11 protein-coding genes and 6 tRNA genes are annotated in these 13,629 nt (G+C 37.9%); 3 read left to right on the top strand and 14 right to left on the bottom strand.

What is annotated here, in order from left to right; all coding sequences use genetic code 11:
- Positions 1–289 precede the first annotated feature (289 nt).
- From I5515_RS13005 to I5515_RS12970, 8 genes are all read right to left on the bottom strand, one after another.
- A tRNA-Val gene (locus tag I5515_RS13005) sits at positions 290–365 on the bottom strand.
- A gap of 67 nt (positions 366–432) precedes the next feature.
- Positions 433–509, bottom strand: a tRNA-Asp gene (locus I5515_RS13000).
- A gap of 37 nt (positions 510–546) precedes the next feature.
- Positions 547–622: transfer RNA gene (locus I5515_RS12995), tRNA-Val, on the bottom strand.
- Between the two features lie 87 nt (positions 623–709).
- A tRNA-Asp gene (locus I5515_RS12990) sits at positions 710–786 on the bottom strand.
- A 48-nt stretch (positions 787–834) separates the two neighbouring features.
- A tRNA-Asp gene (locus I5515_RS12985) sits at positions 835–911 on the bottom strand.
- Positions 912–935: 24 nt separating this feature from the next.
- A tRNA-Val gene (locus tag I5515_RS12980) sits at positions 936–1,011 on the bottom strand.
- A gap of 206 nt (positions 1,012–1,217) precedes the next feature.
- Positions 1,218–1,721: a cell wall-recycling L,D-carboxypeptidase ElsL gene (elsL, locus tag I5515_RS12975; RefSeq protein ID WP_199967541.1), complete on the bottom strand. Its 504-nt coding sequence runs from the start codon at positions 1,719–1,721 to the stop codon at positions 1,218–1,220.
- A gap of 128 nt (positions 1,722–1,849) precedes the next feature.
- Entirely contained in the window at positions 1,850–2,221 is a 372-nt protein-coding gene (locus I5515_RS12970; RefSeq protein ID WP_199967540.1) for a YbaN family protein, read from the bottom strand.
- A 103-nt stretch (positions 2,222–2,324) separates the two neighbouring features.
- Here I5515_RS12970 and I5515_RS12965 point away from each other — a divergent pair, with 103 nt between their 5' ends.
- From I5515_RS12965 to dapE, 3 genes are all read left to right on the top strand, one after another.
- Complete coding sequence (locus I5515_RS12965; RefSeq protein ID WP_199967539.1) at positions 2,325–3,206, top strand: DUF1853 family protein; 882 nt, start codon at positions 2,325–2,327, stop codon at positions 3,204–3,206.
- A gap of 122 nt (positions 3,207–3,328) precedes the next feature.
- Positions 3,329–3,472, top strand: coding sequence for an entericidin A/B family lipoprotein (locus tag I5515_RS12960; RefSeq protein WP_199967538.1), 144 nt, complete (start codon positions 3,329–3,331; stop codon positions 3,470–3,472).
- Positions 3,473–3,597: 125 nt separating this feature from the next.
- Entirely contained in the window at positions 3,598–4,734 is a 1,137-nt protein-coding gene (gene dapE / locus I5515_RS12955) for a succinyl-diaminopimelate desuccinylase (protein ID WP_199967537.1), read from the top strand.
- A 34-nt stretch (positions 4,735–4,768) separates the two neighbouring features.
- Here dapE and I5515_RS12950 read toward each other — a convergent pair whose 3' ends face one another.
- From I5515_RS12950 to pilG, 6 genes are all read right to left on the bottom strand, one after another.
- On the bottom strand, positions 4,769–5,236 hold the full coding sequence (locus tag I5515_RS12950; protein WP_199967536.1) for a hypothetical protein: 468 nt from the start codon (positions 5,234–5,236) through the stop codon (positions 4,769–4,771).
- A complete protein-coding gene (locus I5515_RS12945; protein ID WP_199967535.1) occupies positions 5,236–9,744 on the bottom strand; it encodes a hybrid sensor histidine kinase/response regulator in 4,509 nt (1,502 codons plus the stop codon). Before I5515_RS12945 ends, I5515_RS12950 begins: the two co-directional genes overlap by 1 nt.
- 147 nt (positions 9,745–9,891) lie before the next feature.
- Positions 9,892–11,970, bottom strand: a complete 2,079-nt coding sequence (locus tag I5515_RS12940) for a methyl-accepting chemotaxis protein (RefSeq protein ID WP_199967534.1) — start codon at positions 11,968–11,970, stop codon at positions 9,892–9,894.
- 44 nt (positions 11,971–12,014) lie between these two features.
- Positions 12,015–12,551 carry a chemotaxis protein CheW gene (locus tag I5515_RS12935; protein WP_199967533.1) on the bottom strand — a complete coding sequence of 179 codons (537 nt, stop codon included), beginning with the start codon at positions 12,549–12,551 and terminating at the stop codon, positions 12,015–12,017.
- A gap of 60 nt (positions 12,552–12,611) precedes the next feature.
- Positions 12,612–12,974 carry a response regulator gene (locus tag I5515_RS12930; protein ID WP_009389403.1) on the bottom strand — a complete coding sequence of 121 codons (363 nt, stop codon included), beginning with the start codon at positions 12,972–12,974 and terminating at the stop codon, positions 12,612–12,614.
- Positions 12,975–12,996: 22 nt separating this feature from the next.
- Positions 12,997–13,380 carry a twitching motility response regulator PilG gene (pilG, locus tag I5515_RS12925; RefSeq protein ID WP_199967532.1) on the bottom strand — a complete coding sequence of 128 codons (384 nt, stop codon included), beginning with the start codon at positions 13,378–13,380 and terminating at the stop codon, positions 12,997–12,999.
- Positions 13,381–13,629 lie beyond the last annotated feature (249 nt).

Raw genomic sequence — 13,629 nt, 5'->3', positions numbered from 1 at the left:
CCAAGAGCGATATAAATATAAAATAAACGCTTCAATAAAATTTTAGAGAAAATATTTTTAGCTGTGTTTAAGACATCAATATTTAATCATCGACTGAATAATTTATCAGATTGTAGACATGGATGATTCTAAGCAATAAAGCACTGAGGATATAAAAACTTTAATTTTAGAATAGAAAAGCTGAACCTACACTCTGACTCTAACGGTAAATGAGTCTATAAGATGGCTTACAATATTGATCAATAAGAATTTTAAATCTAGGAAGATTTTGAATTTCTGGAAGAGATTATGGTGGGCGCTGACGGGATCGAACCGCCGACATTCTGCTTGTAAGGCAGACGCTCTACCAACTGAGCTAAGCGCCCTTAATGAGAAAAGACAACGAATGCAGTCTTTATACTCTACATTCTCTAGACAAGGGAATCAAGAGAATGGCGCAGCGGACGGGGCTCGAACCCGCGACCCCCGGCGTGACAGGCCGGTATTCTAACCAACTGAACTACCGCTGCACTTACAATACTTTAAAGTAAAGTATGGTCACATATATGGTGGGCGCTGACGGGATCGAACCGCCGACATTCTGCTTGTAAGGCAGACGCTCTACCAACTGAGCTAAGCGCCCTTAGAAGAAAAATCAATAAATTATCAATTTTTTATTTAAGGTATTTATACCTTAAATTTCCTTCCAATCACAACTCGATTTGAAAAGTGGCGCAGCGGACGGGGCTCGAACCCGCGACCCCCGGCGTGACAGGCCGGTATTCTAACCAACTGAACTACCGCTGCACTTTCACAATATCAAAATTGTGGGGTAAAACGATGTTAAGTCTAAAGTGGCGCAGCGGACGGGGCTCGAACCCGCGACCCCCGGCGTGACAGGCCGGTATTCTAACCAACTGAACTACCGCTGCACTTGAGAGCTTAACGTAAAGGCTTGGTGGGCGCTGACGGGATCGAACCGCCGACATTCTGCTTGTAAGGCAGACGCTCTACCAACTGAGCTAAGCGCCCTTAACGTCTTCATCGTTTGTGAGGTGCATTATAGAGAATCTTTAACAGGTGTCAAACGCTTTTCGACTTCTTTTTAAAAAAATGCGAATGAATGATTAAAAATAAGTCATTATTAAGTAAAAAACAATTTTTTGTATTTTATTTAAACACTTATTTCAATATTTCCTACATTCATAGAGCTAAACAATAAGAAATAAAACCATCACTCAGGCTAAAGATTGTTCAGAAAGATAAACTAGTGCATCCTCTGGAACCAAATCAAATAATTCAATGATTTCTTCATTACGCATTCGAATACAGCCATGTGACATTGGTACACCCATTGGTTGTGTATCTGGAGTTCCATGAATATAGATGTAACGCTGCATCGTGTCGCAGCCCTCCCCTTTATTAAATCCATTTTCTAAGCCATCTAACCAGAGAATGCGAGAAAGGATCCAGTCCCGTTCAGGATATTCGGTAGCTAATTCGGTGTTATAGACCTCTCCTGTTGGTTTACGCGCAATAAAAACTGCATTTTTAGGAGATTGAGCACCAAATTTCTGCGCCACTCTATGCCAACCTCGTGGAGTTTTACCCGTATTTTCCTGTTCGCCAATTCCATTTTTTCCTGTGGAAATAACATAAAACTTATTATATTTAGGCAAAGCTAGTGTTTGATTTGCCAAATCGATGAGAACATCCGCGTCCTCGAGCTTAAATTGAGACATTGAACTTATTCTCTTATCTGAGTATCCAATTAAAATACGCTTATTATATGTAGCACTTCAACAAACGTTAACAATCACTCATATTTCTAAATACAGTCGTAATGTTTATTTGATAGAAAAAGTAAATATTACTGTTCTTTGTCTTTTGGTTCAGGACGTAACCATAACCAAACTGCAACGATCAACATGGTAGTATCAGTAAAAACCTTGACCAAAAAAGGTGCTGAAGTAAATAGCATTATCATGCCACTGATTGCCATCATTATGCTCGCAATCCACTTCGCTTTACGAGGTACTGTACCATGGGCTCGCCAATCGCGTAGAGTTGGTCCATATTTAGGATGATTTAATAACCACTCATCCATTTGCGGCCAACCTTTTGATGCAGCCCAAGCAGCCAGAATCAGAAACACTGTTGTCGGCATACCTGGTAAAATTGCTCCAATAATGCCAAGCGTGATAAAAATCACCACCAAGGAGCGCCAGAACAATGTTCGCATATATAAACCTTAACCTGTTGTTAGAATTAGTATAAAGTGTTTTTATAATATTGTTCGCTGATCCGCTATGAAATTAGGATGAATTACTTCGAGTATTGAATGTATGAATATTGCGTCAGTTAAAACTTCCTATTTCGAACCATGGTTACAATTTCAACATCCAATTGTGCGACAACTCGCTTTTTGTATTGCGAGTCCAAATTTACTTTGCCAAGTACCAAAAAGTTTATTGATCCAGCATCATTTTAAGCTACATCCGAACGAAGTCTGGGAAAGTCATTTTCAAAACTATTTACCACGTTTGAAACAACTGGATAAGTCACCAGAACCTTTACTTCAGTTTTTATCGCAGCTTAAAAGTACTCGTTTAGGTCTACGCTTTGAAAATTTACTTTGGTTTTGGCTACAAGAAGATAAATATCACCCCTATCAACTACTAGGTCATAGTATTCAAAAAATTGACGGTTCTAAAACCTTAGGTGAGTTAGATTTTTTAATTCTAAATAAGGATTCTCAGCAAATTGAGCACTGGGAAGTAGCATTAAAATATTATCTAGGTGAAGCCGATTTGCTTTTAGAACAGTGGACTGGTTTAAATCGTGAGGATACGTTAAGCACAAAACTTTATCACTTTACCAATAAGCAATTTCAATTTTCTCAAGCATTAAATTTTGAAATTCAGCAACGTTTTGCGGTTTTGAAAGGTCAACTATATCTGCCTGCAAAGTTAAGTTCTGAACAGTCACTACCCGACTGGATAAATTTAAATCGTCGTTTGGGGTATTGGGGAACCACAATTCCTCATTCTTCTTTTTATCGATTAGAAAGGCAGGAATGGCTGTGTCCCAATAAGTCTCCCAGCTCAGCTCCAGCACATTGGTGGACAGACGGGTTATATTGTAAAAATGGTCAGGAGGCACAGTTTTATATGTTTAGACACCCTTTACATTTAAAATTTAAGCCCTCAATGCAGAAATTTAAATAATTAACAATAACTTTAATCTTCCAGAAACATTTTATAACGTTTTTACTATTAAACAGTCATGTTTCTTTTTACGTTTGTTTTTTAATCTAAATTTACTTCATTATTAAATTTAAACGGAGAAAATGATGAAAAAAGTTTTAGCTGCTTCTGTAATGATTGCTGTTGTTTTAACAGGCTGTAATACATTTAAGGGTTTTGGTAAAGATGTTTCTAAAGCAGGTAATGCTGTAACGAATACTGCTGAAAAAACACAAGATAAAATGTAAGTTAAAGTTGTCACTAAAAAACCTTATCGTTCCGATAAGGTTTTTTTATTTTTACGTACCCATCACGTAGAGATTCGCCTATTATATCGAACTATATTTCACCTGATCAGCACGCAATTTTCGGTATGAACCATTCAGACACTCTCTCGCTTAGCTTAGAACTGTTACAACAGCCTTCTGTTACTCCTATTGATCACACATGCCAAACCATCATGGCCGACCGCTTAGCCAAAATCGGTTTTCAGATCGAACCCATGCGTTTTGGGGATGTGGATAATCTCTGGGCACGCCGCGGAACTGAAGAACCTGTATTTTGTTTTGCAGGCCATACTGATGTAGTCCCAACAGGTAAGTTAGAATCATGGAATTCAGATCCATTTGCACCTGAAATTCGTGATGGTAAGTTATATGGTCGCGGTTCAGCTGATATGAAAACAGCTTTGGCAGCCATGGTTATCGCGTCTGAACGTTTTGTCGCAAAACATCCAGACCATAAAGGATCTATCGCATTTCTGATTACTTCCGATGAAGAAGGTCCTGCCATTAATGGTACAGTTAAAGTCATTGAAACTCTTGAAGAGCGTAATGAAAAAATTAAATGGTGTTTGGTAGGTGAACCTTCAAGTACAAATAAATTAGGTGATATCGTTAAAAATGGACGCCGAGGTTCTTTAAATGGCTTATTAACTGTTCATGGTAAGCAAGGCCATGTGGCTTACCCACATTTAGCCCTTAACCCAATTCATGAAGCGTCATCTGCTTTAACAGAGCTATGCCAAACTGTTTGGGATAAAGGAAATGAATATTTCCCAGCAACATCATTTCAAATTTCGAATATTCACTCAGGTACTGGTGCAACCAATGTCATTCCAGGTACTTTAGAAGTTACTTTTAACTTCCGTTATTCTACAGAAGTGACAGCTGAACAGCTTGAACAACGTGTTCATGAGATTTTAGATAAACACAGTTTACAGTATGAAATTGATTGGAATCTTTCTGGTTTACCATTTTTGACACCAGTAGGTGAACTGGTGAATGCAGCTCAAAATGCTATTTTAAATGTAACTGGTACTGAAACTGAGCTTTCAACAAGTGGCGGTACTTCTGATGGACGTTTTATTGCTCCAACAGGCGCACAGGTATTGGAGTTAGGTGTTCTCAATGCAACAATTCATCAAATTAATGAACATGTTGACGTGCATGACCTCGATCCACTAACTGATATTTATGAGCAAATTTTGGAAAATTTATTAGCTAAATAGAAATTAAAAAGGAACTCAAAATGAGTTCCTTTTTTTATAGATGAAGTGTGTCTTGGATATATTGTAAATTAGGTACGTGGTAGCGTTGATTCTCCATACGCACGTATTTAAATACAGTCGGGTGCTGTAAAGCGTGTTGTATATCTTCATTTTCATCTACGACTTCAGAAATACGTAACCGAACTGAAACTGGCATTGATTTACACATTAGTGCAAAACGTTGGCTGATATCTTCACTTTCAATAACCAATGCCACCGCTCCCGACTCAATTTCATTATGCACGGAATAAACAGGAAGTTTTACGTCATGCCATTCAATATGCTTGATACCATTTTTAACATCCATAGCTGATAACACTACGTTTTGTGGCAATAGCATCGGCACTTGCTGATTACATTCAATAATATATGCATCAATAAAACCAGTTGAAACAGTAATTAAATGTTGAAGTTCTTGCTGATCCATTTCATTAATTAATGATGTACTTAGATTGGTTTTCATTAGGCAAGTTCCTCTTCACGTATCATGAAAAAAGCCTCAATATTGTGAAGTAAGTCTTCTTCTTGGAAAGGTTTACCCATGTATTGGTTAACCCCTAACGTAAATGCTCGTTCACGGTGTTTTTCGCCAGTTCTTGATGTAATCATAATGACTGGCATATCTTGATGTAGATCATGATGTCGAACAAGATTAAGTACCTCAAATCCATCCATTCGCGGCATTTCGATATCAAGCAGCATTAGATCTGGTTTAATATTTTCCAACTGTTCAATTGCATCAATACCATCTTTAGCAGTGACTACATCATAACCCTGACGTTCGAGTAAACGAGTGGTTACCTTACGCACTGTGACAGAGTCATCCACAATCATAATGAGACGGCGCTCGTCAGACTCACGTTGTCTATAGATAGCTTCGTTAAGCGGCTTATGTCGGCGGGTAGACTGAATTTGGCGAGCAATATTTTGTCCATCTAAAATTAGACAAACTTGACCATCACCCAAAATAGTTGCGCCTGCAATCGCACCAATACTAGAGAACTGCTGTCCTATTGGCTTGACCACAATCTGCGCACGTGAACCGATAAGCTGATCAACCAATAATGCAATTGTTTGTCCATTATTTGCCTTAATCATTAATACTGGTAGTGAATACATCATCCCACTTAAACGTGGAATCGGTTGATTACCAACAAACTCAGATAAATAGCGTAATGGATAATGCTTATTTTCAAATTCAAAAAATTCTTGTGTACTTCCAAAATACTGTTCTAAGGAGGTTGGTGAAACTCGAACAATTCGGTCAATTTGAGCCAGCGGAATTGCAAATTGTTGATCGGCAACTTTAACCATTAAGGCATCACTAACGGCTACTGTGGTTGGAACACGTATTGTAAAAATTGTTCCTTGTCCATATACAGAGTCGACACTCACATGTCCGCCCAAAGCCTTAATATCACTTTGAACAACATCTAGTCCAACACCACGACCTGAAATCTGAGTGACTTGATCGGCTGTGCTTAACCCAGGATGGAAAATCAACTGTAAAATATCTTGATGTTCTAATACTTGTTCAGAATTAATCAAACCAGACAAGAGAGCCTTTTGACGGACCTTCTCGATATCAATACCTCGGCCATCATCCTTAAATGTAACAACAACATCTGTACCTTGACGATGAATATTGAGTTCAATACGTCCAGTTTCTGGTTTTTGCGCTTGTTTACGTTGCACACGATCTTCTAGACCATGGCCAATTGCATTTCGAAGCATGTGCTCAAGTGGGGTAACCAAACGCTCTAGCATTGTTCGGTCTAATTCACCTTCCGTATTATTAACAAAAAGCTCTGCTGGTCGATCTAATGCAGTAGAAGTCTGCCTCACAATTCTTTGTAAACGAGGCAACGATCGAGAGAATGGTACTAACCGTGTTCGCATGAGGCCTTCTTGAATTTCGGCCTGAATACGTGATTGCTGTACCAGCAAACTTTCTGTGTCTCTGATTTTTTCGGATAGTGTATTTTTGAAATCCACTAAATCCGATGCAGATTCAGCAAGTGATTTCGATAGTTGATTTAATGAAGAATATTGGTCCATCTCTAGAGGATCAAATTCTGTATAACGAGAATGCTCAATACCGTGTTTTGCAATAATCTGGGTTTCTAACTCACCTTCCATTCGACGCAACTGGTCTGCAAGCCGTTGAATGGCTAACTCCATTTCTACTAGCGTATGACCAAATTGACTTAGATCCATTTCAATTCGTGAACGGTTAATCGAATTTTCACCAGATAAATCGATCATTTTCTCAATCAAATCTGCCGAAACTCGGATCATCTCATTATTTCGTTCAAGATGCTGTGTTTGTTCCCATGCCCCCACCATTGGTGGTGGTTCTGCGCCATCACCTTGCACAAAGCTCATGACAGGCTCAATACTAAACAGATCAGTTCTAGTCAACTTACTTGGAATTTGTATTGCAGTTTCAATAAACTGAATATTTTCTAAACTTTGTTGTAAGCCATCGAAATGTTGATAATTTTGTTTGAAGATTGCCTCTTTTAACCAAGCAATCGCGCTCTCTAACAAGTTGTCATAAATATTTGAGCTAAAATGATGAAGCGCAAATTGTTCAAAAGCATTTTCAAGTTGATAAGCAATCGCTTGTACGGTTTCAAGTCCCACCATACGGGAACCACCTTTCAAGCTGTGCACAGCCCTTTGTAGCTGAAGTAAGACACTACGATTGGTACGCTGCTCAAACCACTGCTTTAATAGGTGATCGGCCATCTCTAACAGTTCGGCCGCTTCCTCCATAAATGTCTGTTCGACAACTGAGCTAATATCCTGATCTTGGTTACTGTCGGTATAGCCTTGGTCAGCATCAAAAACTTCTAATTCTGTGTGATTAACAACTCTATTATTAGGCTCGCCAATCTGTTCAAAATTAGAAGTGAACTCATGAAAGTTTAACTCGGTATTATGTATAGCTTCTTGTTGTAATACTTCAAAAGTTAATTCTGGTGTAATGTATTGTTCAGACTCTGCTTGCGTTTCTTTAACAGTAGACCCAAGTGAATCATATGTCTTACCAGCATTCTTAAGCGCTTGGATAGTATGAGATGCTGCATAATCGAGATGTTGTTCACGTACTATTTGCAGACGATCTGCTAAATCATCTTGAACCAGACGGATAAAATCAATGAGAGCAGATGAAGTAATTAACTGTCTTTGAATTAGGCGCTCATAAATACTTTCTAATTCATGTGCAATTAAACCAATATAATTTGCCTGAATCATATTTGCCCCACCTTTTAAGGTATGCAAATAGCGCATCAGGTTATTAAGAGCAGCAAAGTTCTCTTGATCATTAACCCAAATATTAAGATCTGTATCTATTCCTTCAAGCAACTCATCGGCTTCTTCAAGAAAAATATCTAACAGTTCCGGATCAAAATGACGGTTTACATGTTCAGTAGACATGAACTGACGATCTAAATGAATACTCTGACCCATTACGACATGATCAGTTAATTCACTTTCGATAGATATCGAAGATTCATATGCTGTTTGTTCTACATCCGCACTAAATAGCGACTCAACAACTTCCTGATGATTTTCTAATGGTTCAGAATTAAGGCTTGGAATATGTTGGGTATATAGTTTCAGCTCTTCCAAAACATTTTGATGTTGCTCAATAACACTAACTCTCTGGCCCGCAGCTAACGCATCAAATAATTGAATTAATTGTTGATGTGCTTTTTGATAAATTTCAAAAACATAATCTAATTGCAATAAATCAGGTCGGCCAAGCAATACGTCATAGCTATCTTTCAGCTGGTTAGTATATTCATATAAACCAACCATTGCTGGAGACTGGGTATGTTGCAATAACAAATCAGCTTGTTCACTTAAACGTTCAAGATAATGAGGAAACTCTGTACGAATCCCCTTCTCAAAATCTAACTCTGCATCAAGTAACTCTGAAACATCTAGCTGTAATAGCTGAGATACGAGACCATACGGAGGCATGAGCTGGCTCGAATGCTCGCCACGCTGTTCCATATAATCATCCCAAACCCGATTGAATTGTTTCAGGCTAGAGTCTAATTGCTCATTAGAGCAATACTCAGCTAATAGATCTAAACACTGTCGGATAAACTGACGGTAATCACGGAGTAGTAAGATTTCTTCTGAATGAGAAGAAAGCTCTTCTTGTAATAAGATTTTGAATAAATGCTCAACCTTGGTACTCGCGTCAAAAATTGCTTCTACATGAGCCATTGCTGAGCTACCGCGCAACGTGTGTAATGCACGGATTAGGGCGTTGTAACTCTCATGCTGATGTGTTTCTTGTTCTAAAAACTGATCAATGGTCGCTAAGTGCTCTTCCGCTTCTTCCATGAATAAAACTAAAGTTTCAGCAAGAGTATGTTCACTTTCTATGGTGGTTTGTAAAGTTAAATAATTTGATTCTTGTTCTAAATCATTTACCTCTAAACCAGTCTGAGTTTCAGCAGTAAGTGTATCCGATAATAATAAAAGTTCTTCTAAAGCAGGCTCTAAACTTTGCTGCTGTTGTAATTGTTGTCCCAATAAAATAAGAGCTCTAAAATCTACTGCATGTTCCTTTTTAGCTTTAAAGTCATCTACTAATTTAAAGAAATAGAACTTAAATACTAACTGAACATATTGTTGGATGTCAGGAGTTAATCTGAGACTCTCATTGATTATCCGGTTAAGTGTATCTTCTACAGTCCAAGCAAGCTCTGCAGAAGATTTCGCTCCAATCATTCGTCCTGAACCTTTCAATGTATGAAAATGGCGACGGATTTCAGGAAGTTTAGCAATATTTTTAGATTGCATCCATTCATGAATCAAAGATTGCAATTCAATAAAAATTTCTTCAATTTCTTCAACAAAAATATCAAGAAATTCAGCATCTTGTTGAGAATAGCTATCTTCCGGTAGCATCATTGCTTCATTTAAAGTTTTTAATATTTCTTTCATAGCAAAGGCTTCTTTTGCTTATCTCCTAAATGGAGAAAAACGACAGAGTCAACACCAGATAAATAGATGTTTCCCCAATATTTATCTAGTGTTGCTAATACTTTTAGAAGAATAGCTATTATAGAAACAGCTATCCTCGTCCCCAATTTAATCAGGTAATTTAAAGTCCGTTACCGATTCACGTAATGACTCTGCCATATTTGCTAATTCAGAAACAGAACGCGCTGTATCGAAGGTTGCAGTTGTCGTTTGCGAAGTAATTTCTTGTACGACGGTCATGGTTGTAGCAATGTGGCTCGCAGATGCAGATTGAAGTTTTGCTGCATCAGAAATGCTGGCCATCAAGTTTGCCAAGTCACCAGATACTTTTTGAATCTCATCCAAGGCAATACCCGCATCTTTTGCCAAGTTTGCTCCACGCACAACTTCAGTTGTTGTTTGTTCCATTGAAATAACAGCTTCGTTAGTATCGGTCTGAATTGTTTTAACTAGAGTTTCGATCTGTTTAGTTGCCGATGCAGAGCGTTCCGCAAGACGCTGTACTTCATCTGCAACCACGGCAAAACCACGCCCTGCTTCACCCGCCATAGATGCTTGAATTGCTGCATTTAATGCAAGAATATTTGTTTGGTCAGCAATGTCATTAATTAACGATACGATGTTACCAATTTCTTGTGAAGACTCACCCAGACGCTTAATACGTTTAGAAGTTTCCTGAATCTGTTCACGAATCGTGTCCATACCTTCAATTGAACGGTTTACCACTTGTGCTCCATTAGAAGCAATTTGTACCGAACGTTCTGCTACTTCGGCAGATTCAGACGCATTTGAAGATACTTGGTCAATTGATTGCGCCATTTCATTCATTGCAGTTGATGCGCCGGCAATTTCTTGTGCCTGATGCTCTGATGCTTCTGCCAACTGGTTCGTAATATTCTGTGTATCATGCGTATAACGGGCAACTTCCTGAGAAGTTTCATGAATTCGGGATACAAGATCACGTAATTGGTCAATCGCGAAGTTAATCGAGTCGGCAATTGCTCCCGTAAAGTCCTCAGATACAGTTGCATATGAACGTAAGTCACCATCTGCCAAATCGGCAATTTCATCGAGTAAACGTAAAATCGCATTTTGGTTACGATCATATTCCTCTTGTAATCGAGTCACACGTTGCTTATCCATCACGCTACGTAATGTAATCAATTTAAATACAGAGAAAATTAAACCGGCTAAAGAACTGACTAGTACAGCACCTAAGAACAAAGTGAGCCAGTTGCTTCTTGCTACATCAGATAAATGTCCCAAGCTATCTAACATAACATCTGATTTTGAGAAAATCTGAGAAGATGCCTGACGAACATTAACAATTTGATTACCATTTTTTAAAACTGTAGTAGCTGCAGTTTTAAAAACTTTGTCGTATTCATTTTTAATACTTTCTAAAGATTCACGCAAAGCTGGATCCGCAATACGATCTACGCCCAACTCAGCATTACCATTAAGTTCAGCATTTAAATACGTACCAAATGTATCAATATCTACGCCAAAATCACTAGTCGATACGTTCCCATCTGTACCACTCAGTACCGAGTTAATAGAACGTAAAATACGTTCAGCAATAAACACTTGGTTTTTAGCAATAATTACCTGACTACTTGGCAAACCTTGACGAGCCATTTGATCAACCATCAAGTTATATTCAGCCTGAATTTCAGGAACTGTCTCACTAATTGAGATATTAGTGTCATATAATTGGTTAAGAACTTTCTGGTGAGATGAAATCAAGTCAATATTATTTGAAACTCCAGTCCACATGGCTTCAACTTTTTGATATTCATCAGTCGACTTACCATGAATATTTTTAATCTCAAGTAAGTTTTCATTAAAGTCTTTTTTAGACTGCTGTAGTTTAGTAATAACCTCTTGAGAACCCGACTCTGTTGCCTCCGTTGCTTGCTTAGAAATCGTTTGAGATAACAAACGTAACTCACCGAGACTTCGGATTAACTGATTATGACGTGGAACGTTATAAAACAGGTAGGCTAAAGACACTAACGCAAGAGCAAAACATAAAAGTGCTGCATACAGGATAGGCTTGGACTTTTCACTTTCCCCAAATAAACTGGCAAATTGCTCAATTCTTGACTGAATTGTTGCAATAAAATTGACACCCGATTTTTCGGACGCAACACGATTGCCGCCTTTCTTTTTAAGCTTAAAGCCCATAGCTTTTCCCCAGAAAAATACGCTGTTTTTTCACAGCGTAAAAATTAGTTTATAAATTTTGTCGATGCATTCATGTAATGTGGGTTTTGCAGTAACCGACTAAATAAAAAGACATGCCAATGCTGGTTATGTTGGTGAAAATAACCTTGGCAATAATCTTTTAGATTTTCCTCTAAGTCTAAACTTTGAGAAAAAAAGCTTTTTTTATTAAAGTGCTGAATCCCCAAAACCTGATCTACGACCAACCCCACATAATGGTCGCGATGGCTAATGCATAATACTTTTTGAGTTGACGAAAATGAACTTCGTTGCCCTAAAATAAAATGCGCCAAATCAGACACCGAAAGTAATCTTCCCCGAATATTAGCCAATCCCTTTACCCAACTTTGGGTATTTGGAACAGGCGTATATTTTGGTGGATAGATAACTTCTGACACTTCCCCAAGTGGTGCGACGAAGTATTGCCCTCTCATTTCAAAAGCAATCCCTGACCATCGCTGTGCTTCATTTTGAACTGAAGCGTAATTCTTATTACCCCGTTTAGACAAACGAAGTAACTCAATAAATCCATTCGCTGCCATACTCGATCCTATAAAACGGGCACATAATCCCGTTATTTATGTTTTTTATGGATGGATGAGTTAATTTAGAAATTGTTTAATTACATCAATCAATTGCTTTTCTTCGATAGGTTTAATCAAATAATCGATTGCACCTTGACGTTTACCCCATACTCGGTCAGTTGCCTGATCTTTAGTACTCACAATTACCACAGGAATATGTTTAGTATCTTCCCCACGGCTAATCTGACGAGTTGCCTGAAAACCGTTTACACCAGGCATAACCACATCCATTAACACAAGGTCTGGTTGCTCTGCTTTTGCAAGAGTTACGCCATCGGCACCGTTTGATGCTTCAAGCACGTCGTAACCATGTTTGGTTAAGATTTCTTTAAAACGAAAAGTTTCTGTTGGTGAATCATCTACAATGAGAATACGTGCCATTTTTTTGCCCTCAACTTACTTGCTATGAATTTACATGATTACGAATCGCGTTTAACAATTCATCTTTGCTAAAAGGTTTCGTCAAGTATTCATCTGAACCTACCACACGCCCTTTCGCCTGATCAAATAAACCATCTTTACTAGAGAGCATGATAACGGGAATGTTCTGATAATTTTGAGAGTTTTTAATCAAAGCACAAGTTTGATAACCATCTAAACGAGGCATCATGATATCGACAAAAACAATATCTGGATTTGTTTCTGCAATTTTGGACAAAGCTTCAAATCCATCTACAGCAGTAATCACTTCACAGCCTTCTCGCTGTAATAAGGTTTCTGCTGTACGGCGAATGGTTTTTGAGTCATCAATCACCATTACTTTCAGATTTTGGAATGCATCTTCCATTTAATCTTCCATCCCCATAAATATAAAATATAAATGCAATTTAACTTAAATTTGTTTTTACGCATTTATACGCATTTTTAACATATCTCACTGTCTATTTTCAATGAGGTATTTTTGTCTACTTTCTCATTTATAAACAATAACTTTTAACCTCATCACACTTTAATTAAAATTATCATTTTTTTTATAATGACTATATTTTTATTCAGCTAAATAATAACTAATATAATAAAGATTAATTATTTAAAA

Origin of the sequence: Acinetobacter calcoaceticus (genome assembly GCF_016508255.1) — a bacterium.
Lineage (GTDB): Bacteria > Pseudomonadota > Gammaproteobacteria > Pseudomonadales > Moraxellaceae > Acinetobacter > Acinetobacter calcoaceticus_E.
This window is presented reverse-complemented; position numbering and strand designations above follow the sequence as displayed.